18 protein-coding genes are annotated in these 26,340 nt (G+C 71.6%); 5 read left to right on the top strand and 13 right to left on the bottom strand.

The genetic code is table 11. The features are described from left to right. The first annotated feature begins 233 nt into the window (after nt 1-233). Nucleotides 234-917 (top strand): envelope integrity protein Cei, encoded by a 684-nt coding sequence (cei, locus tag AB0M80_RS22075; protein WP_364567779.1) that lies wholly within the window; start codon nt 234-236, stop codon nt 915-917. Between the two features lie 49 nt (nt 918-966). Here the strand turns inward: cei and AB0M80_RS22070 are convergent, their stop codons facing one another. Continuing rightward, complete coding sequence (locus tag AB0M80_RS22070; protein ID WP_364567776.1) at nt 967-1,785, bottom strand: inositol monophosphatase family protein; 819 nt, start codon at nt 1,783-1,785, stop codon at nt 967-969. A 67-nt stretch (nt 1,786-1,852) separates the two neighbouring features. Here AB0M80_RS22070 and ppgK point away from each other — a divergent pair, with 67 nt between their 5' ends. Together ppgK and AB0M80_RS22060 are read left to right on the top strand one after the other, a co-directional pair. Continuing rightward, nucleotides 1,853-2,617, top strand: coding sequence for a polyphosphate--glucose phosphotransferase (gene ppgK / locus AB0M80_RS22065; protein WP_364568549.1), 765 nt, complete (start codon nt 1,853-1,855; stop codon nt 2,615-2,617). Between the two features lie 228 nt (nt 2,618-2,845). Then, the gene (locus tag AB0M80_RS22060; protein ID WP_364567773.1) at nt 2,846-4,240 is read left to right on the top strand and encodes an RNA polymerase sigma factor; all 1,395 of its coding nucleotides are present in this window, start codon (nt 2,846-2,848) and stop codon (nt 4,238-4,240) included. Between the two features lie 71 nt (nt 4,241-4,311). Here AB0M80_RS22060 and AB0M80_RS22055 read toward each other — a convergent pair whose 3' ends face one another. From AB0M80_RS22055 to AB0M80_RS22000, 12 genes are all read right to left on the bottom strand, one after another. Next, entirely contained in the window at nt 4,312-4,704 is a 393-nt protein-coding gene (locus AB0M80_RS22055) for a hypothetical protein (RefSeq protein WP_364567770.1), read from the bottom strand. A gap of 164 nt (nt 4,705-4,868) precedes the next feature. Next, nucleotides 4,869-7,079 carry a 1,4-alpha-glucan branching protein GlgB gene (glgB, locus tag AB0M80_RS22050; RefSeq protein ID WP_364567767.1) on the bottom strand — a complete coding sequence of 737 codons (2,211 nt, stop codon included), beginning with the start codon at nt 7,077-7,079 and terminating at the stop codon, nt 4,869-4,871. Next, a complete protein-coding gene (locus AB0M80_RS22045; protein ID WP_364567764.1) occupies nt 7,076-8,446 on the bottom strand; it encodes a phosphotransferase in 1,371 nt (456 codons plus the stop codon). Before AB0M80_RS22045 ends, glgB begins: the two co-directional genes overlap by 4 nt. Nucleotides 8,447-8,451: 5 nt before the next feature. After that, nucleotides 8,452-10,260: a maltose alpha-D-glucosyltransferase gene (treS, locus tag AB0M80_RS22040; protein WP_364567761.1), complete on the bottom strand. Its 1,809-nt coding sequence runs from the start codon at nt 10,258-10,260 to the stop codon at nt 8,452-8,454. Nucleotides 10,261-10,298: 38 nt separating this feature from the next. Continuing rightward, on the bottom strand, nt 10,299-12,281 hold the full coding sequence (locus AB0M80_RS22035) for an alpha-1,4-glucan--maltose-1-phosphate maltosyltransferase (protein WP_364567758.1): 1,983 nt from the start codon (nt 12,279-12,281) through the stop codon (nt 10,299-10,301). 237 nt (nt 12,282-12,518) lie between these two features. Then, complete coding sequence (gene glgX / locus AB0M80_RS22030) at nt 12,519-14,666, bottom strand: glycogen debranching protein GlgX (RefSeq protein WP_364567755.1); 2,148 nt, start codon at nt 14,664-14,666, stop codon at nt 12,519-12,521. Nucleotides 14,667-14,737: 71 nt separating this feature from the next. Further along, nucleotides 14,738-16,453 (bottom strand): malto-oligosyltrehalose trehalohydrolase, encoded by a 1,716-nt coding sequence (treZ, locus tag AB0M80_RS22025; protein WP_364567752.1) that lies wholly within the window; start codon nt 16,451-16,453, stop codon nt 14,738-14,740. Then, nucleotides 16,450-18,735 (bottom strand): malto-oligosyltrehalose synthase, encoded by a 2,286-nt coding sequence (gene treY, locus AB0M80_RS22020; protein ID WP_364567749.1) that lies wholly within the window; start codon nt 18,733-18,735, stop codon nt 16,450-16,452. The genes treZ and treY overlap by 4 nt, the downstream gene beginning before the upstream one ends. Beyond that, a complete protein-coding gene (gene glgX, locus AB0M80_RS22015) occupies nt 18,732-20,852 on the bottom strand; it encodes a glycogen debranching protein GlgX (protein ID WP_364567746.1) in 2,121 nt (706 codons plus the stop codon). The genes treY and glgX (AB0M80_RS22015) overlap by 4 nt, the downstream gene beginning before the upstream one ends. 78 nt (nt 20,853-20,930) lie before the next feature. Continuing rightward, nucleotides 20,931-22,886, bottom strand: coding sequence for a 4-alpha-glucanotransferase (gene malQ, locus AB0M80_RS22010; RefSeq protein WP_364567743.1), 1,956 nt, complete (start codon nt 22,884-22,886; stop codon nt 20,931-20,933). Nucleotides 22,887-23,537: 651 nt separating this feature from the next. Continuing rightward, nucleotides 23,538-23,732 carry a hypothetical protein gene (locus tag AB0M80_RS22005; RefSeq protein WP_364567740.1) on the bottom strand — a complete coding sequence of 65 codons (195 nt, stop codon included), beginning with the start codon at nt 23,730-23,732 and terminating at the stop codon, nt 23,538-23,540. After that, entirely contained in the window at nt 23,729-24,361 is a 633-nt protein-coding gene (locus tag AB0M80_RS22000) for a hypothetical protein (protein WP_364567737.1), read from the bottom strand. Before AB0M80_RS22000 ends, AB0M80_RS22005 begins: the two co-directional genes overlap by 4 nt. Nucleotides 24,362-24,470: 109 nt before the next feature. Between AB0M80_RS22000 and AB0M80_RS21995 the strand changes: the two genes are divergently transcribed. Together AB0M80_RS21995 and AB0M80_RS21990 are read left to right on the top strand one after the other, a co-directional pair. Then, on the top strand, nt 24,471-25,643 hold the full coding sequence (locus AB0M80_RS21995; protein WP_364567734.1) for a histidine kinase: 1,173 nt from the start codon (nt 24,471-24,473) through the stop codon (nt 25,641-25,643). Further along, nucleotides 25,640-26,323, top strand: coding sequence for a response regulator transcription factor (locus AB0M80_RS21990; RefSeq protein ID WP_364567731.1), 684 nt, complete (start codon nt 25,640-25,642; stop codon nt 26,321-26,323). The genes AB0M80_RS21995 and AB0M80_RS21990 overlap by 4 nt, the downstream gene beginning before the upstream one ends. Nucleotides 26,324-26,340 lie beyond the last annotated feature (17 nt).

Raw genomic sequence — 26,340 nt, 5'->3', positions numbered from 1 at the left:
CCGTTCGGGTTGCGCCCGCGTGGAGAACTTCACGCGCGGCCCCGGTTCGCTTGCCCCGGCCGGCCCCGCCGTGGTGCGATCGCTGCACGGGGATCGGGCCGGGTACCGCAGGCCGGGCCGGGGGAACACAGGGTGACCCTGGACGTGGCGCGCCGGCCGCAACACCTAGGCTGAGAGGCCTCGACGGTGCCCGGTACGCACGGTCGGTTCGGTGTTCGGGAAGGGACGGGCAGGTGGCGTCGGGGAACGGCATCGGGGACCGTGGGACGCGGCCGTATCGCAGGCACAAGCCGCTGCCGGCGCTGATCGTCATCGGGGTGCTCGCCGTCGGTGCGATCATCGTCTGGGTGAACGCCGCCATCGGCAAGGGTGACGTCGACGAGGCCGTCAAGTGCGACCCGCCCGCGAGCCCGCCGCCGGGTGTCACGTTCAGCACCCTCCCCCACAACGCGCTCGACGACCGCGCCCCCGTCCCGCCGGACAAGATCGCCTACCGGGTCCTCAACGCCTCGGGCTCCCGCGGCCAGGGCGGCATCACCACGACCACGCTGCGCGAGCTCGGGTTCACCGGCGCCGGCGAGCCGGTCAACGACCCCGCCTACGACGGCCGCAAGGCCGAGTGCCGCGGCCAGATCCGCTTCGGGGAGAACGGCGTCACCGCGGCCCGGACGCTCAGCCTCGTCGTCCCCTGCGCCGAGCTGGTCCAGGACAACCGCAAGGACGCGAGCGTCGACGTGGTCACGGGCACGCTGTTCGGCGACATCCGGCCCCGCGCCGAGGCCCGCCGGATCGTCTCCCAGCTCGCCGACTGGTCCAAGACCCACCAGGGCGGCGGCGGCAACGAACAGTCCGCGGGCGCGAAGGCCCCGGTCGTCGACCAGACCCTCCTGGCCTCGGCCCGCGACGTGGAGTGCTGACCACCCCTCCCACCCCGCGGGTCGTCCCTCCAATCACGCGTGATGCCCGTCAGACCTCCGCCGCGCCGCAGTCCGCCAGGACCTGCCGCAGCGGGTCCGCGATCGACGGAGCCGCCGCGTACGTCGCGTCCGCACCCAGTTCCGGCGCCGCACCCGGGACGAACACCTCCGCGCCCGCCTCGGCCGCGATCAGCGCCCCCGCCGCCCAGTCCCACCGGTTGAGGCCGTGCTCCACGTACGCGTCCAGCCAGCCCGCCGCCACCGCGCACAGGTCCAGCGACGCCGCCCCGTTGCGGCGGATGTCCCGCACCCGCCCCAGCAGCTCCGCCGCGAACCGAGACTGCCGCATCCGCCGCTGAGGTGAGTACGCGAAGCCGGTGCCGACCAGCGTCACCTCCAGCCGCTCGGGCGCCGACACGGCCAGCCGCCTGCCGTCCAGGAACGCGCCCCGGCCGCGGGCCGCCGACCACACGCGGCCGCTCGCCGGTTCGACCACCGCTCCGGCCAGCGACACCCCGCCGACCTGCGCGGCCACCGAGACCGCGAACCACGGCAGCCCGTAGAGGAAGTTGACCGTCCCGTCGATCGGGTCGACCACCCACGTCACGCCGTCGCCGGCCGCGCCGCCGCCCTCCTCGCCCAGCACGGGCTCCCCCGGCCGCAGCTCGGCCAGGCGCGCGCGTACGAGGCGTTCCGACTCGTGGTCCACCGCGGTGACCACGTCGGTGGCCCCGGACTTGGTGCCCACGTCCACCGCACGGCCGTCCGCCATGCCTTCCCAGGCCTCGCGGACCAGCTCGGCGGCTTCGGTCGCGACCTGCACCGCGACGCTTTTCAGCAACGACTCGTCAACTCCCACGTCCGACATGTCACCACATCCGGTTAAAGTCTCCGAGGCAGGCTTCTGAATCGTGCGAGAAGGGACCACGTCCGTGGTGGAGGCGACCCGCCGAGGTTTCGGCATCGACATCGGCGGCAGCGGGATCAAGGGTGCCTTGGTCGACCTGGAGAAGGGGCAGCTCATCGGCGACCGGATCCGGATCGAGACGCCGAAGCCGTCCACCCCGTCGGCGGTGGCGGACGTCGTCCACGACATCGTGACGCAGGCGGACTGGGACGGCCCGGTCGGCGTGACCCTCCCCGCGGTCGTCAAGAAGGGCGTCGCGCACACCGCGGCCAACATCGACAAGCAGTGGATCGGCACCGACGCCGACGCGCTGTTCGCCAAGCGGCTCGGCCGGAGCGTCGACCAGGTCGCGATGCTCAACGACGCCGACGCGGCGGGCATGGCGGAGATCCGCTTCGGCGACCCGGTCGCGCGCAAGGGCGTGACCGCGCTGCTCACCTTCGGCACCGGCATCGGCAGCGCGGTGTTCCAGGACGGCAAGCTCGTCCCCAACACCGAATTCGGCCACCTGGAGATCGACGGCCACGACGCCGAGAAGCGCGCGGCCGCTTCGGTGAAGGACAACGAGGGGCTCTCCTACCCCGAATGGGCCAAGCGCGTGCACCGTTACCTGACCGTGCTGGAGAACCTCATCTGGCCCGACCTGTTCATCGTCGGCGGCGGGGTCAGCAAGAAGGCCGAGAAATGGGTGCCGCTGCTGGACATCCGCACTCCGGTGCTGGTGGCGAGCCTGCAGAACAACGCCGGCATCGTGGGCGCCGCGGCCGCCGCGGCCGAGGGCATCCAGCACTGATCCGGCACTGATCAGGGCCGGATCCGGTCACGATCGCGACGCGGATCGGGCGCCCGGGGCGGCCGGAGGGTGATCGCTCCGCACCGCATGCGCGTACCGTCGTTACAATGGAACACGGCCCACGGCTGCGGAGGGTAAAACCGCAGGCCGAGGCGTGATCCCCGAATGTGAGGCAGCAGTGGCCCCAGGCCGTTGCTCGTCCTGATCGACCGCTGCGAAAGGGCGTAAGTGGCAGCCGCAAGAACCGCAACCCGAGGCGGGACGAAGACAGCGACCGCAGCCGGCGAGCCGGCCGAAGAGGCAGCCACCGGGACGGCGAAGCCAGCGGCGCGCAAGACCACCACTGCCAAGAAGGCTCCGGCCAAGAAGGCACCGGCGAAGAAGCCGGCGACCAAGGGCGCGAAGACCGAAGACGGCGAGCCGGACGGCCCCGCCGACCTCGAGGACGTCGAACTCGACACGCCCGACCTGTCGGAGCTGGAAGAGGTCGAGGTCGACGTCGTCGACGAAACGGTCACCGACGAGCCGGACGCGGCCGACGACGACGATGACGACGAGGAATCCGACGAGGAGACCCCGGCGCAGCGCCGTCGCGGCGTGGCGGCCGACAAGGCCGCGGCCAAGAGCGACAACCCGGACTTCGTCTGGGACGAAGAGGAGTCCGAGGCGCTGCGCCAGGCGCGCAAGGACGCCGAACTCACCGCGTCCGCCGACTCCGTGCGTGCCTACCTCAAGCAGATCGGCAAGGTCGCGCTGCTGAACGCCGAGGAGGAGGTGGAGCTGGCCAAGCGGATCGAGGCCGGGCTCTACGCCGCCGAGCGCGTGCGCACCGCCGAGGAAGAGGGCGAGAAGCTCGTCACCCAGATGCGCCGCGATCTCAAGTGGATCGTGCGTGACGGCGAGCGCGCCAAGAACCACCTGCTCGAGGCGAACCTCCGGCTCGTGGTGTCGCTGGCCAAGCGTTACACCGGCCGCGGCATGGCGTTCCTGGACCTGATCCAGGAGGGCAACCTCGGCCTGATCCGCGCGGTGGAGAAGTTCGACTACACCAAGGGCTACAAGTTCTCGACGTACGCCACGTGGTGGATCCGCCAGGCGATCACCCGCGCGATGGCCGACCAGGCGCGCACCATCCGCATCCCGGTGCACATGGTCGAGGTCATCAACAAGCTGGGCCGCATCCAGCGTGAGCTGCTCCAGGACCTCGGCCGCGAGCCGACCCCGGAAGAGCTCGCCAAGGAGATGGACATCTCGCCGGAGAAGGTCCTGGAGATCCAGCAGTACGCGCGCGAGCCGATCTCGCTGGACCAGACGATCGGCGACGAGGGCGACTCGCAGCTCGGTGACTTCATCGAAGACTCCGAAGCGGTCGTCGCGGTCGACGCGGTGTCGTTCACGCTGCTGCAGGACCAGCTCCAGTCGGTGCTGCAGACGCTGTCCGAGCGCGAGGCGGGCGTGGTCCGGCTGCGCTTCGGCCTCACGGACGGCCAGCCGCGCACGCTCGACGAGATCGGCCAGGTGTACGGGGTGACCCGTGAGCGCATCCGGCAGATCGAGTCGAAGACGATGTCGAAGCTGCGCCACCCGTCGCGGTCGCAGGTCCTGCGCGACTACCTGGACTGAGTTTCTTCTTCGCGGAAAACCCCGCCACCGGCTGCCGGTGGCGGGGTTTTCCGCTGTTTGAGAGCACGGCGTCAGGGCACGGCGAGGCCGCGTTCCCGCAGCGACTGCTCGACGCGCAGACGTTCGATCTCGCGGTCCATCCCCTCGGGCAGCTCCCCCAGCCGGTGTGGGACGCCGACCTGGCGGCAGGCCAGGGTGAGGAGCTCGTCGTACGCCTGCCGGGTGCCGAAGCGCCGCGCGGCCGGCGTCCCGGACGGGTAGCCGGCGAGCAGCCGGTGCACCCGGCGCAGGTCCGCGGCGACGCGTTCGATCGGCGGACCGTCGGGTTGCGGCCTCGCGCGTCTCTCCCGCATCCAGCGGACGCACTTCGGGACGTGCAGCGCGCACCAGAACAGCACCGTGGGGGCGATGCAGACCACGGCGAAGAGGATCAGGTTCGCGAGGACGCCACCGGTGCCGTCCATCCCCCGATGGTAAGCCCGCCGGAGCCATTTCCCGCCCCGCCCGCGTGATCAGAGACGTAACTCGCGTGATCGAGCACGTAACTCGCGTGATGGAAGCCGGAACTCGCGAGTTCCGGCCCCAATCACGCGAGATCCGGCTCTGATCACGCGAGTTCCGGCTCCGGTCACGGGAGTTCGAGAGTCTCCGGGGTGGTTTCTTCCGCGAGCCAGAGGACGCCCGCCGGGGGTAGCTGGAGGACCGCGGAGGCCGGCTGGCCGTGCCACGGCTCTTCGACGGCCTCCACCACGCCCAGGTTGCCGACGCCGGAACCGCCGTAGGCCTCCGCGTCGGTGTTGACGACCTCGCGCCACCGCCCCGCCGCCGGCAGGCCGACCCGGTAGTCGTGGTGCGGGACGCCCGCGAAGTTGGCCACGCAGGCCAGCCGCGAGCCGTCGGCGCCGATGCGGAGGAAGCTCAGCACGTTGCCGCTCGAGTCGTTCGCGTCGATCCAGCGGAAGCCGTCCGGCGAGGTGTCCTGGCTGTACAACGCCGGCGAGGAGCGGTACACCGCGTTCAGCGACCGCAGCAGCTCCCGCACGCCGAGGTGCAGTGGCTCGTCCAGGAGGTGCCAGTCCAGCGACTTCGACTCCGACCACTCCGCCGGCTGGCCGAACTCGCCGCCCATGAACAGCAGCTGCTTGCCCGGGTGCGCCCACATGAACGCCAGCAGCGAGCGCAGGCCGGCCGCCTTGTTCCAGGCGTCACCCGGCATCCGGCCCCACAAGGATCCCTTGCCGTGCACCACTTCGTCGTGCGACAGCGGCAGCACGAAGTTCTCGCTCCACGCGTAGACCAGCGAGAACGTCATCTCGTTGTGGTGGTACGCGCGGTGGATCGGCTCGTGGGACAGGTACCGGAGCGTGTCGTGCATCCAGCCCATGTTCCACTTGAAGCCGAACCCGAGGCCGCCGAGGTGCGTCGGGCGCGTGACGCCCGGCCACGCCGTCGACTCCTCGGCCACCATCACGATCCCCGGGTGTCGCTTGTAGACGGTTGCGTTCAGCTCCTGCAGGAACCGCACCGCATCCAGGTTCTCGCGGCCGCCGTACTGGTTGGGCAGCCACTCCCCTTCCTTGCGGGAGTAGTCGAGGTAGAGCATCGACGCCACCGCGTCGACGCGCAGCCCGTCGAGGTGGAACTCCTCGATCCAGAACAGCGCGTTGGCGACCAGGAAGTTGCGGACCTCGTTGCGGCCGAAGTCGAACACGAGCGTGCCCCAGTCGGGCTGCTCGCCGCGGCGCGGGTCCGCGTGCTCGTACAGCGCGGTCCCGTCGAACTTCGCCAGCGCCCAGGCATCACGCGGGAAGTGCGCGGGCACCCAGTCCACGAGCACACCGATCCCCCGCTGGTGCAGGCGGTCGACGAAGTAGCGGAAGTCGTCCGGTGAGCCGAAGCGGGACGTCGGCGCGTAGTACGACGTCACCTGGTAGCCCCACGAGCCGCCGAACGGGTGCTCCGAAACCGGCAGCAGCTCCACGTGCGTGAAACCGGTTTCGACGACGTAGTCGCCCAGCTGATCGGCCAGCTCGCGGTAGTCCAGGCCGGGCCGCCACGAGCCGAGGTGCACTTCGTAGACGCTCATCGGCGCCGCGGCCCACTGGGTGGCCTCGCGCTGCGCGACCCAGTCGTCGTCTTCCCAGACGTGGGCGGAACTGGTGACGACCGACGCCGTCGCGGGCGGCTGCTCGGTGCCGAACGCCATCGGGTCGGCCTTCTCGTGCCAGTTCCCGTCGGCGCCGAGGATCCGGAACTTGTAGCAGGTGCCCGCGGCGACGCCGGGAACGAACAGCTCCCAGACGCCGGACGAGCCCAGCGAGCGCATCGAGTGCCCGCGCCCGTCCCAGCCGTTGAAGTCGCCGATCACGCGGATGCCGCGGGCGTTCGGCGCCCAGACCGCGAACGACGTCCCCTCGATGACCCCGTTCGGCGTCTCGTACGACCGGACGTGCGCGCCGAGCGCCTCCCAGAGCCGCTCGTGCCGGCCCTCGCCGATCAGGTGCAGGTCCAGCTCGCCCACCGTGGGCAGCCAGCGGTACGGGTCGTCGGCGGTGACGGTGTGCCCGTCGTACTCGGCTTCCAGCCGGTAGTCGCCGGGGTGCTCGGGCACGGCGACGGCGAACAGCGCGTCGATCACCGGCTCCATCGGGTACCGGTGCCCGCCCGCGCACAGCGTGACGGCCTTCGCCCCGGGCAGCAGCGCCCGGGCCGCGAAGCCCTTGCCCACGGCGTGCACGCCCAGCACCGAGTGCGGGTCGTGGTGGGAGCCGGCGAGCAGCCGGTCGATGTCCGCGGCCGACGGGGCCGCGGCCGGGAGGCCTTCGGGGGCCGCGTTCACGGTGTCATCCCTCCGCTAGTGATCCGGGCGATCGAGGCGAGCGGCACGCCCAGCCAGTCGGGCCGGTTCGCGTGCTCGTAGCCCACCTCGTAGACCGCCTTGTCCAATTCGAAGGCGCGCAGCAGCTCGCCCTGGTCGCGCGGGTCGGCCGCGATCGCGGCGTACCCCTCGCAGAACGCCGCCCGGTTGCGGTCCGACCACTCCTGAGCGCGCTCGGCGAGCGCCGGGTCGTCCGGCTGGCCGACCAGCATCTGCTGGGCCGCGTAGTCGAACGACCTCAGCATGCCCGCGACGTCGCGCAACGGCGACCGGAGCGCGTGGCGTTCTTCCACCGGAGCCGCGGGCTCGCCCTCGAAGTCGATCAGCAGCCAGCCGCCGACCGTCCGCAGCACCTGGCCGAGGTGCAGGTCGCCGTGGATGTACTGCATGGTCACCGACTCGGCGGGCAGCGTGCGCAGCGTCTCGAACGCCCCCCGCAGTGCGGGGGCGTGCACCGCCAGTTCCGGCACCCGCGTGGCGATCGTGTCGAGCCGGCCGAGCATCGCCTTCATCGAGCGCTCCAGCTCGTCGGCGTCGACCGGCTCGGTGCCGAGCGCCTCGGCCAGGTCCGCGTGCACCTCGGCGACGGCGCGCCCGAGCCGCTCGGCCTCGCCGGCGAAGTCGCCGCCGACCTCCCCGGCGTGCAGCTCCGGCGCGGCCATCAGGTCGCGGACGCTGGTGGTGGCCATCGCCCAGCCGTCGACCGCGTCCGGGAGGAACTGCTGGAGCATGCCGACCGTGGTGGGTTCGCCGTCCAGGTCGCCGGTGATCGAGCCGAGCAGCTGCGCGATGTGCTTGCTGCCGACGCCCTGCAGCGCGCGGTGCAGCAGCAGGTCCTTGTTCTTGCCCGGCGTCAGCTTCCGGAACAGCTTGAGGATGTACTGCCCGCTGTAGACCAGGGACGTGTTGCTCTGCTCCGACGTGATCGGCCGGGCCCGCAGGCCGGTCTCCAGCTCCACGCCCGGCTCGTGCTCGAAGACCAGCGAGCCCACGCGTTCCTCACGCGCCATCAGGTCCAGCAGCACGCCGGTGACGTCGAGGTCGCCGGACGCCTCGTAGGCGTTGAGGTCGCCGATCCAGCTGGTCGAGGCGATCTCCGGCGGGTGCGTCCGCCGGCCCACGAGCAGCTGGTAGGGCTCCCGCCGGTCGCCCTGGACGACCTCCACGACCACGTGCAGCAGCTGCGGGTCGCCTTCGACCAGCTCGGTCACGCCGAGCGGCCGGACACCGGTCACCGGCCGGTCCTTGCCGGCGAACCAGCGCTGCTCGGGCAGCCAGCGCTTCAGGTCCTCGGCCAGTTCGTCGACCAGCTCACGCGGGTCGGACAAGGGACTCACCTCGTTTCGCCTTCGTCTCCCGGGCTCGTCAGCTGGAACCAGTAGAAGCCGTGCCCCGGCAGCGTCAGCAGGTACGACAGGTCCCCGATGCTCGGGAACCGCACCCCGCCGGTGAGCTCCACCGGCGTGCACCCGCGGTGCGCGGAAAGATCCAGCTCCACCGGCTGCGGGAACCGGGAAAGGTTGTTGACGCAGAGCACGACGTCCTCGCCGCCGTCCGGGCGCCGCCACTGGCGCTTGTAGGCCAGCACGCTCGGGTTGGACCCGCCGAGGTCGGTGAACTCGCCTTCGGCGAACGCGTGGTGCTGCTTGCGCACCTCGATCATCCGCCGGGTCCAGTTGAGCAGGGAGGACGAGTTGTTCGACTGCGCTTCGACGTTCAGGCCCTGGTAGCCGTACACCGGGTCCATGATCACCGGCAGGTAGATCCGGCCGGGGTCGCAGGAGGAGAACCCGGCGTTGCGGTCCGGGGTCCACTGCATGGGGGTGCGGACCGCGTCGCGGTCGCCGAGCCAGATGTTGTCTCCCATGCCGATCTCGTCACCGTAGTACAGAACGGGCGAACCGGGGAGGGACAGCAGCATCGCGGTGAACAATTCCTGCTGGTTGCGGTCGTTGTCCAGCAGCGGGGCCAGCCTCCGGCGGATGCCGATGTTGGCCTTCATGCGCGGGTCCTTGGCGTACTCCGCGTACATGTAGTCGCGCTCGTCGTCGGTGACCATCTCGAGCGTCAGCTCGTCGTGGTTGCGCAGGAAGATGCCCCACTGGGCCCCGCTGGGGATGGTCGGGGTCTGGGTGAGGATCTCCGAGATCGGGAACCGCGACTCGCGCCGCACGGCCATGAAGATCCGCGGCATCAGCGGGAAGTGGAACGCCATGTGGCACTCGTCGCCGCCGACGGCCGGGTCGCCGAAGTACTCGACGACGTCCGACGGCCACTGGTTGGCCTCGGCGAGCAGGATCCGCCCGGGGTACTCGTCGTCGACGACCTTGCGGCAGCGCTTGAGGAACTCGTGCGTGCGCGGCAGGTTCTCGCAGTTGGTGCCCTCCTGCTCGAACAGGTACGGCACGGCGTCGAGGCGGAACCCGTCGATGCCCAGGTCCAGCCAGAACCGCAGGGTGTCGATCATCGCGTTCTGGACGTCGACGTTCTCGAAGTTCAGGTCGGGCTGGTGGGAGAAGAACCGGTGCCAGTAGAACTGGCCGCGCACCGGGTCGTAGGTCCAGTTCGACGTCTCGGTGTCAACGAAGATAATCCGGGCGTCGGCGTAGCGCGAGTCGTCGTCGCTCCACACGTAGTAGTCGCCGTACGGGCCGTCCGGGTCCTGGCGCGACTGCTGGAACCACGGGTGCGCGTCCGACGTGTGGTTGAGCACCAGGTCGGTGATCACCCGGATACCGCGCCGGTGCGCCTCGTTGAGCAGAAAGACGAAGTCCTCGACGCTGCCGAACTCCGGCAGCACGGCGCGGAAGTCGCTGATGTCGTAGCCGCCGTCGCGCAGCGGCGAGGCGTAGAACGGCGGCAGCCACAGGCAGTCGATGCCCAGCCAGGCCAGGTAGTCCAGCCGGCCGGCCAGGCCGCGCAGGTCGCCGGTGCCGTCGCCGTTGGAGTCGGCGAACGCGCGCACCAGCACTTCGTAGAACACCGCGCCCTTGAACCACTCCGGGTTGCTCGGCGCCTGCTGCGCCGACCGGAAGTCCCCCGCCTGGGGTTCCACGAGCATGCCGTCGGCGGTCATCGCCTCACCGGTGTGCGGCACACCTTCCAGCCCCAACGCGGCGTCGGGCCGGGCTTCTTCCGCCATGTATTCCACCTCGTCCCTCGAGTCCCTGTCCTTCCACCTCAGCCGGCCAGCCGGCGTCTCACCGACACCACGTGCGCCACCGCCCGCCAGGGCTCGAGCCGGACGAAGTTCGCCGGACCCCAGTCCCAGGTGTCGCCGGTGACCTCGTCGTGGGCGATCAGCCGTTCGTGCGCTTCGAACCCGAGCGCCGCGGTGTCGAGCCACAACGTGCCCTCCTGGGCCCCGTACGGGTCGAGGGTGACGACCGTGACCACGGTGTCGCCGGTGGCCGGGTCCTGTTTGGAGTAGGCCAGCAGCGCGTCGTTGTCGATGTGGTGGAAGTGCAGGGTGCGCATCTGCTGCAGCGCCGGGTGGGCGCGCCGGACGGCGTTCAGCTTCGCCAGCCACGGCTCCAGCGAACGCCCCTCGGCGAGCGCGCGCTCGAAGTCGCGCGGGCGCAGCTGGTACTTCTCCGAGTCGAGGTACTCCTCGCTGCCCTCGCGGACCGGGGCGTGCTCGAACAGCTCGTAGCCCGAGTAGACGCCCCACGTCGGCGAGATCGTCGCCGCGAGCGCGGCCCGCAGCGCGAACATGCCGGGGCCGCCGCGCTGCAGCGACTCGTGGAGGATGTCCGGGGTGTTGACGAACAGGTTCGGCCGGCCCTCGTGCCAGTGCTCCCGCAGGTCGATGGCGAAGTCGATCAGTTCCTGCTTGCCGGTGCGCCAGGTGAAGTAGGTGTAGCTCTGAGTGAAGCCGAGCCGGGCCAGACCCCACAGCCGCGCCGGGCGGGTGAACGCCTCGGCCAGGAACAACACGTCCGGGTGGGCGTCCTTGACCGACTGGATCAGCCACGCCCAGAAGTCCGGCGGCTTGGTGTGCGGGTTGTCGACCCGGAAGATCTTCACCCCGTGGTCGATCCAGACGGTGATGACCCGCAGCATCTCTTCGTAGACGGCCTTGGGGTCGTTGTCGAAGTTGATCGGGTAGATGTCCTGGTACTTCTTCGGCGGGTTCTCCGCGTACGCGATCGAGCCGTCCGGGCGGGTGGTGAAGAACTCGGGGTGCTTGAGCACCCAGGGGTGGTCGGGCGCGGCCTGCAGCGCGAAGTCGAGCGCCACCTCCATGCCGAGTTCTTCCGCCCGCGCGACGAAGGCGTCGAAGTCCTCGAAGGTGCCGAGGTCGGGGTGGATGGCGTCGTGCCCGCCCTCGTCGGCGCCGATCGCCCACGGCGAGCCGACGTCTTCCGGCTTGGCGTCGAGCGTGTTGTTGGGTCCCTTGCGGTTCACTCGCCCGATCGGGTGAATCGGCGGGAGGTAGATGACGTCGAAGCCCATTTTCGCGACCCGGTCGAGGGCCGTCGCGGCGGTGGCGAAGGTGCCGTGGACCGGCTTGCCCTCGGCGTCGAGCCCGCCGGTGGAGCGGGGGAACAGCTCGTACCAGGAGCCGTACGCGGCGCGGCGGCGGTCGACCCACAGCTTGTGCGGCTTGCCCTTGGTGATCAGCTCCCGCACCGGGAACTCGTGCATGAGCTGCCGGACCTCGGGCGAGAGCGCCGGCCCGACGCGCTCGGCGAGGCTGCGCGCTTCGTCGCGCAGGGCCTTCACCGCGCCGACCAGGAGGGCCTTTTCCGCCCGGCGGTCGGGGCGGCGGGAGACGCGCTCGATCAGCCGGGCGCCGTTCTCGAGGTCGTTCGCGAGGTCCTCGGTCCCCTGCCCGGCGGCGATCTTCACCTCGACGGCGTGCTCCCACGTCGACCAGGGATCACCCCACGCATCGATCCGGAACGTCCACAGGCCGGTGGTGTCCGGGGCGATCACCGCGGCGAAGGAGTCCGGGTGGTCGGGGCCGCGCGGCACCATCCGCGTCTGGCGGGTCAGCCGGTCTTCCGGGCCCCGCCACGCGACGGTGGCCGCGACGGCGTCATGGCCTTCGCGCCAGACGGTCGCGAAGACCGGGATGTGTTCCCCCACAACGGCTTTGGCCGGATACCGGCCGCAGCTCACGCTGGGGGAGACGTCGTCGATGCCGAGCCGGCCGGTCATGGGCAACGCCCCTCGATGTGTCGGTTGGACGCAGACGGCGACAGTCTGCCTGACTCGATCAAGCGCCCACGAGGCAGGGTTCTCTAGCCGGGTACCCAAAATGGATCAGGTGAAACGCTTTCCGCGCAACGAGTTCCGGGCGCGTGTCCGGCAGGTTACGGCTCGCGGCGCGGAGCACTCGCGTGGGCTCGAAGAGTCGACTCGCGTGCTCACGCGTGTCGACCCTCCGGGCCCGGGTCAGTAGGGCTCGGGGTGGGGTTCGGCGGCCAGGCGGGGGGCCCGGAGCAGGAGCAGGGACCGGGACTGCAGCGTCACCCGGCTCTTGGCTTCGAGGGTGCCCGGGTTGGCCGGGGTGCCGTCCGCGGTGCTGGTGTCCAGCGTCGGCTTGAACGTCTCGCCGTACTCCCGGCCCGGCAGCACCACTTCGGCCGACGCGTCGCCGGCGTGCAGCCACAGCAGCCACGAGTGGTCGGGCACCAGCTCGCCCTCGCGGTTGCGGGCCTGGCTGTTCGAGCCGTCGATCCACATGCCGAGCGTGTGCCGGTCCTCGAACCAGTCGCTCTCGCCGAACTCCTCGCCGTCCGGGCGGAACCAGACGAGGTCCGGCTTGCCGGTCGGCGTCGTCCGGCCTTCGAAGAACTCCGGCTGCCGCAGCGCGGGGCTGTTGGCGCGCAGCCGCACGACCCGGCGGGCGAAGGCGAGCATGGCCTCGGCCTCCGGGTCGTCCGGCGTCCAGTCGAACCAGGACGTCTCGTCGTCGAGGCAGTACGCGTTGTTGTTGCCGTGCTGGGTCCGCCAGAACTCGTCGCCCGAGGTGAGCATCGGCGTACCGGTGGACAGCAGCAGGGTGGCGAACATGTTGCGCGCCTGCCGGGTCCGCAACTGCCGGATCGCCGGCTCGGCCGTGTCGCCCTCGGCACCGTGGTTCCACGAGCGGTTGTCGTTGGTGCCGTCGCGGTTGTCCTCGCCGTTGGCTTCGTTGTGCTTGTCGTTGTAGGACACCAGGTCCCGCAACGTGAAGCCGTCGTGGGCGGTGACGAAGTTGATCGACTGCCACGGCCGCCGCAGGTTGTGGTCGTAGAGGTCCGACGAGCCGGACAGCCGGTAGGCGAGGTCGCGCACGCCGGTCGCGCCGCGCCAGAAGTCGCGGATCGTGTCGCGGTAGCGGCCGTTCCACTCCGCCCACTGGGCACCGAAGCCGCCGACGCGGTAACCCTCGCCGGTGGCGTCCCACGGCTCGGCGATCAGCTTGCAGCGCGAGAGCACCGGGTCGGTGGTGATCGCGGTGAGCAGCGTCGACGCGGGGTCGAACGCGCCGCCGCGGGGCCGCCCGAGCGTGCTGGCCAGGTCGAAGCGGAAGCCGTCGACGCCCATCTCCTGCGTCCAGTACCGCAGCGAGTCGGCGACCAGCCGGACCACGGTCGGCGAGCCGGCCTCGAGGGTGTTGCCGCAGCCGGTGATGTCGGCCATGTGCCCGCGGTCGGTGTGCAGGTAGTACACCGGCGCGTTCAGCCCGCGGAAGCTCAGCGTCGGCCCGTCCGGCCCGCCCTCGCAGGTGTGGTTGAACACGACGTCGAGGATCACCTCGATGCCCGCCGCGTGCAGGGCGGCCACCATCAGCCGGAACTCCTCGACCTCGTGGCCCGGTTCGCTGGCGTAGGCGGCGTGCGGGGCGAAGAAGCCGAGCGGCGAGTAGCCCCAGTAGTTGTGCCGGCCGGCCCGGATCAGCGACGGCTCGTCGAGGAAGGAGTGCACCGGCAGCAGCTCGACCGAGGTGACGCCGAGGCGGGTCAGGTACTCGATCGACACCGGGTGGGCCAGCCCGAGGTAGGTGCCCCGCAGCGCCTCCGGGATGAACGGGTGCCGCTGCGTGAAGCCCTTGACGTGCAGCTCGTAGACCACTGCCTCCTCGAACGGCACCTCCGGCTTGATTCCGGTGTCCGGCCCGCCGGGCGAGGTGACCACCGACAGCGGCACGCTGCCCAGGGAATCCACAGTGGACATGGGCCCGCGCTCCGGGTCGCCGGTGAAGCCCTGGGCGGCGCGCAGGTCGGTGAGCCCACCGGTGATCTGCCGGGCGTACGGGTCGAGGAGCAGCTTGTGCGGGTTGCACCGCAGGCCGCGGGCCGGGTCGTACGGGCCGTGGACCCGATAGCCGTACCGCTGCCCCGGCGTCACCCCCGGGACCAGGCCGTGCCAGACGCCGAAGGTGCGCTCGGTGAGCGCGATCCGGCGTTCCGACCCGTCGGCGTCGATCAGGCACAGCTCGACGGCGTCCGCGACGGCGGACGTGATCGCGAACCGCACCCCGCCGGCCTCGGGGTGGGCACCGAGCGGGAAGGGGCGACCGGCGAGGACGTGGTCGGCGGAGGGTCGTGTGGCCATTCCTGGATCGTCTCAGATCTGCGGTGGTCCGTGCGCGCCATGACAGAGGAGTTACCCGGAGGCAACCGCCGTCAGGGTGTCGTTTCGGCCAGCACGAAGGTGTCCGGGGGCAGGTGGGCGGCACCACCGTCCACGGTGGCCGGTGCCCAGGCCAGCAGGGTCGCGGTGGCGCCGAGCGGCAGCGTCACCGGGCCGGGGCCGAAGTTGACGGCCAGCCGCAGGCCGCCGCGGTGCAGCACGAGCCACGACCCGTCCGGGGCGGCGTCGACGCGCAGGTCCGCGACCCGGGGGTCGGCCAGTTCGGGCCGCTCGCGCCGCAACCGGATCAACGCACGGTAGAGCTCCAGCACCTCCCGGTGACCGGGGCGCTGCACCTCGGCCCAGTCGAGCCGCGAGCGGTCCACCGTCGCCGGATCCATCGGGTCGGGCACGTCGGCCTCGCCCCAGCCGTGCCGGGCGAACTCGCGACGGCGGCCCGTGCGGACGGCCTCGGCCAGCTCCGGGTCCGGGAAGGACGCGAAGAACTGCCACGGCGTGCTCGCCGCCCACTCCTCCCCCATGAACACCATCGGCGTGTACGGCGAGCAGAACAGGATCGCGGCGCCGCAAGCCAGCCGGCCCGGGGCGACGGTGGCGGACAGCCGGTCGCCGGTCGCGCGGTTGCCGATCTGGTCGTGGTTCTGCAAGTACCCCAGGAAACGGTGGCCCGGCACGGTCCGCGTGTCGACCGGGCGCCCGTGGGTCCGCTCCCGGAACGACGACCAGGTGCCGGCGTGGAAGAAGACCTCGCGCAGCACCCGCTCGAGCGCGTCGGGCGCGGCGAAGTCGGTGTAGTAGCCGGACGTCTCGCCGGTGAGCTTGACGTGCAGGGCGTGGTGCAGGTCGTCCGACCACTGGGCGTGCAGGCCGAAGCCGCCGCGCTCACGCGGGGTGACGAGCCGGGGATCGTTGAGGTCCGACTCGGCGATCAGGGTCAGCGGCCGGTTCAGCGCCGCCGACAGCGTCTCGACCTCGGTGGCGAGCTGTTCGAGCAGGTGGACGGCGCGCCGGTCGAGCAGCGCGTGGACGGCGTCCAGGCGCAGCGCGTCGAGGTGGAAGTCCCGGAACCAGCCCAGCGCGTTGTCGATCACGTACCGGCGGACCTCGTCGGAGCCGGGGCCGTCGAGGTTGAGGCCGGGTCCCCAGTCGTTCTGCCCGGCGAAGTACGGCCCGAACCGGTCGAGGTAGGCCCCCGACGGCCCGAGGTGGTTGTAGACGACGTCGAGCACGACGGCCAGGCCGCGCGCGTGGGCCGCGTCCACGAACCGCTTGAGCCCGTCCGGCCCGCCGTACGGTTCGTGGACCGCGCCCCAGAGGACGCCGTCGTAGCCCCAGCCCGCGGTCCCGTCGAAGGCGTTGACCGGCAGCAGCTCGACGTGCGTGATCCCGAGGTCGACGAGGTGGTCGAGCCGGTCGATCGCCGCGTCGAAGGTGCCGCCACCGGTGAAGGTGCCGACGTGCAGCTCGTAGACCACGCCGCCGGGCAGCTGCCGCCCGGTCCAGGCGCCGTCGGTCCAGGCGAACTCCGCGTGGTCGTAGACGCGCGACTCTGCGTGGACGCCGTGCGGCTGCCACCGCGACCGGGGGTCCGGCAGCAGCTTCTCGTCGTCGTCGAGCAGGAAGGCGTAGTCGATGCCCTCGGCGTCGGCGTGCCACCAGCCGCCGTCGCCCGCGGTCATCTCGTGCACCTCGGCGTCGACCCGCACCCGGACTCGGCCGGCCGAAGGGGCCCAGACACGGAACTTCATGCGTCTCCTCGCACCAGCAACGCGACGGGATAGCGGTCGAACAGGGTGGCCACGTCCCGGGCCGCCTCACGGCCGGTCAGGACGTCGGTCCAGGTGCCGTCGGACAGCGGGAGCACGGTGTCGCGCCAGCCGCCGTCGGCCGCGAGGCCGACCGGCAGCCGCGTCACCGCGACCGCGAGGTCCGCGCTGCGGGTGTAGGCCAGGACGTGCTTCGCGGCCGCGCCCTCGGCCCGCAGCGGCCGGTAGCCGCGGAACAGCCCGGGGTGCTCGCGGCGCAGCCGCAGTGCCTTGTGGACGACCAGGAGCTTCGCGGCGCCCGAAGCGTCGATCTCCGGCAGCTCGCCGTCGGCGATCCGGCTCAGGAGCTCGCGCCGGACGGCGTAGTCCACCGGGCGGCGGTTGTCCGGGTCGACCAGCGAGAAGTCCCACAGCTCGGTGCCCTGGTAGACGTCCGGGACACCCGGCGCGGTCAGCTGCACCAGCTTCTGGCCGAGCGAGTTCACGTAGCCGGGCCCGGTGATCCGGTCCACGAACGCCTCGATGTCGGACGCGAGCCCGGCGTCGTTCATGACGTCCTCGGGCCACGCGGCGACGTCGGCTTCGAAGGCCTCGTCGTGGTCGGTCCAGCTGGTCCGGAGCTTGGCCTCCTTGGCCGCCTTGTCCAGGTAGTCCCGCAGCCGCGGCGGCTCGATCGGCCAGGTCGCCACCAGCGTCTGCCACGCCAGCAGGTTGAGCGACGGCTCGTCGATCCCCCGCCGTGCGCTCCACCGCCGGACCGACTCGGCGAACTCGCCCGGCACCTCCGCGAGCACCGCCATCCGCGCGCGGGTGTCCTCCGAGCGCTTGGTGTCGTGCGTGGTCAGCGTCGTCATCGCGGCCGGGTGTCCGGCTTCGCGCTCGGCGGCCAGCCGGTGGAACTCCTCGACGCCGAGGCCGAACCGGTCCGGGTTGCCGCCGACCTCGTTGAGCGCGGCGAAGCGGGTGTAGCGGTAGAACGTGGTGTCCTCGGTGCCCTTGGCCACGACCATGCCGGACGTCTGCTGGATCCGGGTGGCCAGCTCGCCGCCGGGATTGCTGCGCACGTGGGCGTCGAGGACGGTCAGCGGCTCGGCGAGGTCGGGCCGGGCCCGGCGGGCGCCGTCGATCGCGGCCGCCCAGTGCGCCCCGCCCTCGGGGAGGTACGAGCGGTAGACGGGGAAGGCGATCATCGTCTCGGCGACCGCCTGCCGCGCCGCTTCGGCGTCGACGTGGGGCAGCAGGGCCGCGATCCGCCGGACCTCGGCGACCAGGATGTGGTCGGTGACCAGGCGCCGGGCCTCGGCCTCGACGCGGTGGTAGCCGGTCTTCACGCCCAGCTCGTTCGCCAGCGCGGTGAAGTCGGGCTCGGCCGCCGGGTCGACGAAAACGCCGGCGATCTCGCGCAGGGCGTCATAGCCGGTGGTGCCGTCGACCGGCCAGCTCTGCGGCAGCGGTTCGCCCGGGTGCAGGATCTTTTCGGCCACGATCCACGCGCCCGGGGCGTTCTCGCGCAGCCGCCGGAAGTAGCCGCCGGGGTCGGCGAGCCCGTCCGGGTGGTCGATGCGCAGGCCGGTGACGTCGCCGTCGGCGACCCAGCGCAGCACCTCCCCGTGCGTCTCGGCGAACACTTTCGGATCTTCGACGCGGACCGCGGCCAGGGTCGTGATGTCGAAGAAGCGGCGGTAGTTCAGCTCGGCGTTGCCGCGGCGCCAGCCGACCAGGCGGTAGTGCTGGCGCTCGTGGACCTCTTGCGGCGTCCCGGTTCCCGTGCCGGGCGCGATCGGGAACCGGTGGTCGTAGTAGACGAGTTCGTCGCCCTCGACCGCCAGCTCTCCGACGGCTCCATCGTCACTGTCGTCGCCGAGGACCGGCAGCAGGATCGGGCCGCGGTCCCAGTCGACGTCGAAGAAGGAGGCGAATTCCGAGTCGCGGCCGTGCGCGAGCACGTCCCACCACCAGCGGTTGACCTTCGGCACCTCGACCGACATGTGGTTCGGCACGATGTCGACCACGAAGCCCAGCCCGAGCTCCTTCAGCAGCGCGGCGAGTTCCTGGCGCGCCGCCTCGCCGCCGAGCGCGGGCCGCGCGCGCGTCGGGTCGACGACGTCGTAGCCGTGGGTCGAGCCCGGCGCCGCGTCCAGCACCGGCGAGGCGTACAGCGCGCCGACGCCGAGGTCGCGCAGGTACCCGGCGATGCCGGCCGCGTCGGCGAAGGTGAACTCCGGGCGCAGCTGCACCCGGTAGGTCGACTCCGGGACCGTCATTCGGGCTCCGTCCGCTGTAGCACGATCAGGGACCGGGCGGGCAGGGTGAGCCGGCCGCCGCCGTCGATCGGCTTCGCGTCGGCGGGTTCCACCTCGCCGGTCGCGGTGTCGACCACGACGGTCCAGCTCTCCCCGTAGCCGTTGCCCGGGAGGGTGGCGTCGATGTCCTCGTAGTGCGCGTTGAAGGCGAGCAGGAACGAGTCGTCCTCGACGTTCATCCCGCGCTGGTCGAGGTCGGGGATCGCCTTGCCGTTGAGGAAGACGACGACCGCCTTGCCGAAGCCGTCGTCCCAGTTCTGCTCGGTCATCTCCTCGCCGGCCGGGGTGAACCAGGCGATGTCGCCGAGCTTGTCGCCCTTGCCGACCGGGCCGCCCTGGAAGAAGCGACGGCGACGGAAGACCGGGTGCCGGTGCCGGAGCGCGCCCAGCCCGCCGGTGAACCGCACGAGGTCGGCGTTCTGCTTCGCCAGTTCCCAGTCCACCCAGGACAGTTCGGAATCCTGGCAGTAGACGTTGTTGTTGCCCTGCTGGGTGCGGCCGAACTCGTCGCCGTGCAGGATCATCGGGATGCCCTGGGACAGCATCAGGGTGGCCAGCATGTTCCGCTGCTGGCGTACGCGCAGGTCGAGGACCTCGGGATCGTCGGTCTCGCCCTCGACGCCGCAGTTCCACGACCGGTTGTCGTCGGCGCCGTCGCGGCCGTCCTCACCGTTGGCCTCGTTGTGCTTTTCGTTGTAGGACACCAGGTCCCGCAGCGTGAAGCCGTCGTGCGCGGTGACGAAGTTGATCGACGCGAACGGGCGGCGGCCGTCGTCCTGGTAGAGGTCCGACGAGCCGGTGATCCGGGAGGCGAACTCGCCCAGCGTCGCGGGCTCACCGCGCCAGAAGTCGCGGACGGTGTCGCGGAACTGCCCGTTCCACTCCGTCCACAGCGGCGGGAAGTTGCCGACCTGGTAGCCGCCGGGGCCGACGTCCCACGGCTCGGCGATCAGCTTCACCTGGCTGACGATCGGGTCCTGCTGGACCAGGTCGAAGAAGGTCGACAGCCGGTCGACGTCGTAGAACTCGCGCGCCAGCGCCGAAGCGAGGTCGAACCGGAACCCGTCGACGTGCATCTCCGTCACCCAGTACCGCAGCGAGTCCATGATCAGCTGCAGGGTGTGCGGGTTGCGCACGTTCAGCGAGTTCCCGGTGCCGGTGTAGTCCATGTAGTACTCGGGCTCCCCCTCGACCAAGCGGTAGTAGGCCTCGTTGTCGATGCCGCGCATCGACAGGGTCGGCCCGAGGTGGTTGCCCTCGGCGGTGTGGTTGTAAACCACGTCGAGGATCACTTCGATCCCGGCCTCGTGGAAGGCCTTGACCATGCCCTTGAACTCCTGGACCTGGCCGCCCTCGCCGGGCATCGCCGCGTACGAGTCGTGGGGCGCGAAGTAGCCGATCGTGTTGTAGCCCCAGTAGTTCGTGAGGCCCTTCTCCGCCAGGCCGTGGTCGGTCACGAACTGGTGCACCGGCAGCAGTTCCACCGCCGTCACGCCCAGCTTCTGCAGGTGTTCCATGACGGCGGGGTGCGCGAGACCGGCGTAGGTGCCCCGCAGCGCTTCGGGCACGAACGGGTGGTGCACGGTCATGCCCTTGACGTGGGCCTCGTAGATCACCGTCTCGTTGTACGGCCGCTTCGGCTGGCGGTCGTTGCCCCAGTCGAAGAACGGGTTCGCCACCAGCGAGTACGGCACGCGACCGGCGGAATCGTCGTCGTTGCGCTCGTCCGGGTTGTCGAACTGGTAGCCGAACAGCGACTCGTCCCACTTCACGCCGTGCGAGACGGCCTTCGCGTACGGGTCGATCAGCAGCTTGTTCGGGTTGCAGCGCAGGCCGCGCTTCGGGTCGTACGGGCCGTGCACCCGGAACCCGTACCGCTGCCCGGGCCCGACGTTGAGCAGGTAACCGTGGTGGACGAAGCCGTCCACCTCTTCGAGCGCGTACCGCGTTTCCTCGCCGTCGGCGTCGAACAGGCACAGTTCGACCCGCTCGGCCACCTCGGAAAACAGGGCGAAGTTCGTCCCGACTCCGTCGTAGGTGGCGCCGAGCGGGTAGGGCGTTCCTGGCCAGGGCCGCACTGGGGTCTCCTCGAGCTTGGTTCGGCGTCCGCTCCCGCGGACGCGCATCACTGGGGGTCGTGCGCCTCGGAGTGGTCGTTACCGGGGCAGCGGACGGGCCGCCGCCAGCGGTGCGACCGCGGCGCGGACCCCCTTCGCGGTGAAGAAGCCGTCTACGCTGACGGGAAGGCGAATCCGCCAGTTAGGGTACTGGTCGACGGTTCCGGGCAGATTCGGCTGTCGCACCTGGCCCGCCACGTCGGCCGGCGAGGTCAGCACCAGCCGCGACGCGGCCGACGCCAGCAGCGTGTGCAGCGCGACGACCGGGTCGTCGTCCGGGATCCCTTCACGCGCAACGAGTTCCAGCAGCGCTTTGCGCTCGGCGGCGGCCGCCTCCTCTTCCGCTTCGACCCCGCGGTCCAGCAGCCCCAGCTCGGCGCGGACCCGGACGTGCTCGCCGGCCAGCCAGCCGGAGACGGTCGGCAGGTCGTGCGTGGAGATGCTGGCCATCGCGTCCGGGTCCCACTCCGCAGGGCGGGTGAACGGCTGGCCGGGCGCGTCCCAGTCGCGCTCGAACCACAGCACGGCCGAGCTGAGCATCCCCCGTTCGTGCATGGTGTCGGTGACGACCTCCTCGACCGTGCCGAGGTCCTCCCCCACGACCACCGCGCCGGCGCGGTGCGCTTCGAGCGCGAGCACGCCGACCATCGCCTCGGCGTCGTAGTGGACGTACGTGCCGCGGTGCGCGGGCTCGCCCGGCGGGATCCACCACAGCCGCCACAGGCCGGCGATGTGGTCGACGCGGATGCCGTCGGCGAAGCGCAGCACGCCGCGGATGACGTCCCGGAAGGGCGCGTACCCGGCCTCGGCCAGCTTGTCCGGCCGCCACGGCGGCAGGTTCCAGTCCTGCCCCTGCTGGTTGAACGCGTCCGGCGGCGCGCCGACCCGGACGTCGGCGGCGAAGACGTCCCGCACCGCCCACGTGTCGGCCCCGCCGGGGTGCACCCCGACCGGCAGGTCGTGCACGATCCCGACGGTCATCCCGGCCTCGTGCGCCGCCCGGCGGGCGGTTTCCAGCTGCTCCCGGCAGAGGTGCTGGAGCCACGCGTGGAAGCCGACGCGCTCCTTCAGCTCTTCGCGGGCTTCCGCGACCTTCGGTCCGGCCGGGTCGCGCAGCTCCTCCGGCCAGTCCCGCCAGTCCGCGCCGTGCCGCTCGGCGAGGGCGCAGAACAGCGCGAAGTCCTGCAGGTCGCCGTCCTCGGGCACCTCTTCCACCCGGTGCGGCCACAGCAGCTCGAGGGCGGCGCGCTTGGCCGTCCACACCGCGTCGTAGTCGACGAGCTCGCCCTCGCGGTCCGGGGCCAGTGACTCGACCGCCTCCCGCGTCGCGCCATCGGCCTTCGCGAACGTCTCGGTCGCCGTGACGCGCAGGTAGACCGGGTTGGCGAACCGGCGGCTCGCCGGGGAGTACGGCGAGCGTTCGATCGGGTGCGCGGGGCTGATCGCCTGGACCGGGTTGACCAGCAGGACGCCGACGTCCAGCTCCGCGGCCGACCGGGCGGCGAAGGTCGCGAGGTCGGCGTAGTCGCCGATGCCCCAGGACCCGGCCGAGTGCAGGGCGTAGAGCTGCAGCATCCACCCCCACGCGGGCCGGACCTGCGGCAGCTTCGCCGGCACCACCGCGAGCACGACGTCCTGGTCGGCGGTGACCACCCGGTGCCAGCCGAGCGGCAGGTCCGCCGGCAGCGCTCCGTCGGCCCGCCGCCGCGTCCCGTCCTCGAGCACGACTTCGGCGTCGACGCCCAGTACCCGCCCGGTGCCTTCCCGCACGACGATGGTCGGCGGCAGTGCGGCCGGCGCTTCCCGCGCGGCGGTCAGCGCCGCGGCGATGGCCTCGTCGCTGGTCGCGTCGACGCCGAACTGGCCGAGGACGGCGACGACGACATCGTCGTCCACCTCGACCCAGACCCGGTCGGCGTTCTCGTAGCGGGTGGCGACGCCGTAGTGGTCGGCGAGCTCGTGCAGGGCGGTGCGGGCGGGGATCTGTTCGGGCACGGGACCAGCATTCCGGTGCCCGGCCGATCCCGCCATCTGCGCGGGACGACGTCACTCCGGTGGCCCGTGCCCAGGCCGGAGCGGTCCCCGGCCGCCCCGTCCCCGGTCCGGCTGGGCGCGTTCCGTTCTTCTTCTCGCGTGAGAAGAAGACTCAGGTGATCATGCGCTCACCTCCGGCTCTTCCTGGGGCGCCGGCCAGCACTGCCTGACGCCCGGGACCCCGCCCATCGCGGCACGCCCCGGCCCGGCGGAGCGCGTTCCGGGCGGGCTCGCGCGAAAAGAAGTCTCGGGTCCAGGCGCCCACCCTCCGGCTCCTCCGAGGCGCCACCCTGCCCATCGCGGCACGCTCCGGCCATGCCCCGCGCGGAAATGAAGTCCCGGCTGACCGAACACGCCCCCACCCTGCGCCTCCAAGCGCTAGCCAACACCCCCGGCCCGCAGGCCCGCGAGGAAAGAAGTCCCGGCTGACCGAACACGCCGCCCACCCTGCGCCTCCAAGCGCCAGCCAACACCCCCGGCCCCGCACGCCCGCGAGGAAAGAAGTCCCGCCTGCCCGAACACGCCCCCACCCCGCGCTTCCGGGCGCGTGGCAGCACCCCGGGCCCGGCACGCCCCAGCGCGCGGGGAGAGAAATCTCGAATGACCAGGCGCTCACCTCCGCCGCTGCCGGACGCCGGCCAGCACCGCGGCCCCGGCGAGGACCATCACCACGCTCGCCGCGACGTGCAGCGACGGCGGCAGCAGGTGCAGCTGGACGAACCAGCTCGGCGAGTCCGCGCCGAGCAGCCGGTTGAGCAGGCCGCCCCCGCCCTGCACGACCAGCAGGATCCCGAGCAGCTCGGTCACGGCCGCACCTCCTCGCGCTCGCCCTTGCCGAACAGCTCCTCCCACACCGGCCCCGCGAACAGCCAGATCACCGACACCGAGCCCAGCCGCGGGAACCACGCCCACAGCGGCGCGACCCGCTCCGGCTCGCCGATCGCGAAGATCGCCGCCAGCAGGGCCGCCGCGGCGAGCCCACACGCCAGCAGGCACTTGGCCCACTCACGCCACTCGTGACGCGCCTTCTCCCGCCCCTGCCGCTTCGGCGGTGGCGCCGGTCCGCTGGGACGGCCGGGGCCGGCGGCTCCGCCACCCGGGACGGCCCGGGAGCCGCCGGCGAACCAATGTGCGAACCGCGCGTCGGCCCAGCGGACCATGCCGGGCCCGAACACGACGCTGAACCCCAGGTAGACGGCCGCAAGGCCGTGGGTGAACCCGGGCCGGCCGCCGGCGGACAGGTCGAGGACGGTCGCCACCAGCACCACGACGTCGACCAGCGGCACCATGGCGAGCAGCACCGCCGACGCCCGCCTCGCGCGCAGCACGTACCGCACCGCGAGCCCCGCGGCGATGAACACCCAGAACCCGATTTCGCCCGCCGCGATGACGGCGGCCATCGGGTTCTCGGCGAAGAACTTTCCGATTTCGTTCACGCTTCAAGGCTCGTCCGCGCACCGCCCCGGGCGCGTCGGCGGAAGGCACGACCAGGGGTCATCACTTCGTAGGACGCGGATCGGTCACGCCATGTGCTGGGATGGTCACATGCTCCTTCCACGCCTGCGTTCGCTTCCGGTGTGGCAGCAAGACGCCCTGATCGCGCTGACCACCTGGCTGATCGGCTTCCTCGTCTACGCTGCCGGCATCCACCGGCTCGTGACGGCGTACGACCACGCGCCGCTGTGGGTGCGGCTGCTGGAGCTGACCGCGCTGTGCGGGCTCGAGCTGCTCCGCCGGTGGGTGCCGGGGGCCCTGCTGCTGGCCACGGCGGTGCTGGCGGCGGACATCTGGCTCAGTCCGTCGCTGCCGGTGGTGATCATCTACACCGACTTCCTGTACGCGGCCACGCTGTACGGCTCACGACGCACGAGCCGGGTGATGATCGGCGTCGCCGCGCTGTCGGTGGTGGCGGTGCTCGCCGCGGTGCTGGTGCTCGCGCAGCAGTGGCGGGCGGCCGTGCTCGCCGCGGTCAGCCTGCTGCCGTTCGTCCTCACGCCGGTGTGGTGGGCGGCGAACGTCCGGCAGCAGCGCGACATCGCCGAGACCGAGCGGGCGAACGCCGCCCAGCTGGTGAAGATCGCGGAGCTGGACCGCCGGGCCGCGGTCGCCGCCGAGCGCGGGCGGATGGCGCGTGACCTGCACGACGTGATCGCCGGGCACCTCTCGGCCATCGCGATCCAGTCGGAGGCGGCCCTGTCGATGCCCGATGCGAAGCTGGCGAAGGCGGTACTGAAGTCGGTGCGGGAGAACAGTGTCAGTGCCTTGGCGGAGATGCGCGCGATGATCGGGCTGCTCAAAGCCGACGGCGGGGATCCGGAAACGACCGCGCCGGCCCGGCTCGCGGAACTGGCCAAACTGGTGGAGTCGGCGCGGGCGAGCGGGCTCCAGGTGCGCGTCGGGTCCACTGTGGACGACGGTGTGCCGCTGCCGGCGGCGGTCGACCTGACCGCGTACCGGATCGCCCAGGAGGCGCTGACCAACGCGGTCAAACACGCCCCGGACGGCCAGGTCGACGTCGACGTCAGCTTCTTCGACGGCGTCCTCGCGGTCGAAGTCCGCAACGACGTGCACCACCCGTACCGCCCCGCCGACGGCGCCGGCACGGGCCTGCTGAACATGCGCGAACGGGCGGACGCGGTGGGCGGGCGGCTGACCGCGGGCCCGGCCGACGACGGCTGGCTCGTCCGCGCGGAGCTGCCGGTGAGCGAGCCCCGATGACGGTCAGGGTCCTGGTCGCCGACGACCACGAAGCCATCCGGTTCGGCCTCACCACCATCCTCGGCCACGCCGACGGCATCGAGGTCGTCGGCGAGGCCGCCGACGGTGCCGCCGCCGTGCGGCAGGCCCGGGCGTTGCGGCCGGACGTCACCCTGATGGACGTCCGGATGCCGGGCACCGACGGCATCACCGCCACCCGCGAGCTGGTCGCCGAAGGGCTTTCGCAGGTGCTCGTGCTGACCACGTTCGACCTCGACGAGTACGTGCAGGGCGCGCTGCGGGCCGGGGCCGCCGGGTTCCTGCTCAAGTCCATCGAAGCGCCACGGCTGATCGAGGCCGTGAAGCTCGTCGCGGCCGGCGAAGGCGTGCTCGCCCCGCAGGTCACGCGGCGGCTGATCACCGCCTTCGCTGCGGCCGCTCCACAGCAGGCGCCCGTCCCGCACGGCTTCGGCGACCTCACCGAGCGCGAGCGCGAGGTGCTCGGCTGCCTCGGCGAGGGCCTGTCCAACGCCCAGATCGGCACCCGGCTGTACATCGGCGAGACCACCGTGAAGACGCACGTCTCGCGCGTGCTGGCCAAGCTCGACCTGCGCTCCCGGGTGCAGGCCGCGATCCTCGCCCAGGAGAACGGCCTGACCCGGGAAAACGCGGGCGCCGCCGATCTGCGGGAGCGCCCATGACCTTTTAACTTCTCCTC

Origin of the sequence: Amycolatopsis sp. NPDC051045, from assembly GCF_040682955.1 — a bacterium.
Taxonomy (GTDB): Bacteria; Actinomycetota; Actinomycetes; order Mycobacteriales; family Pseudonocardiaceae; genus Amycolatopsis.
Note: the sequence above shows the minus strand (reverse complement) of the source record. Positions and strands in the feature narration are given on the sequence as shown.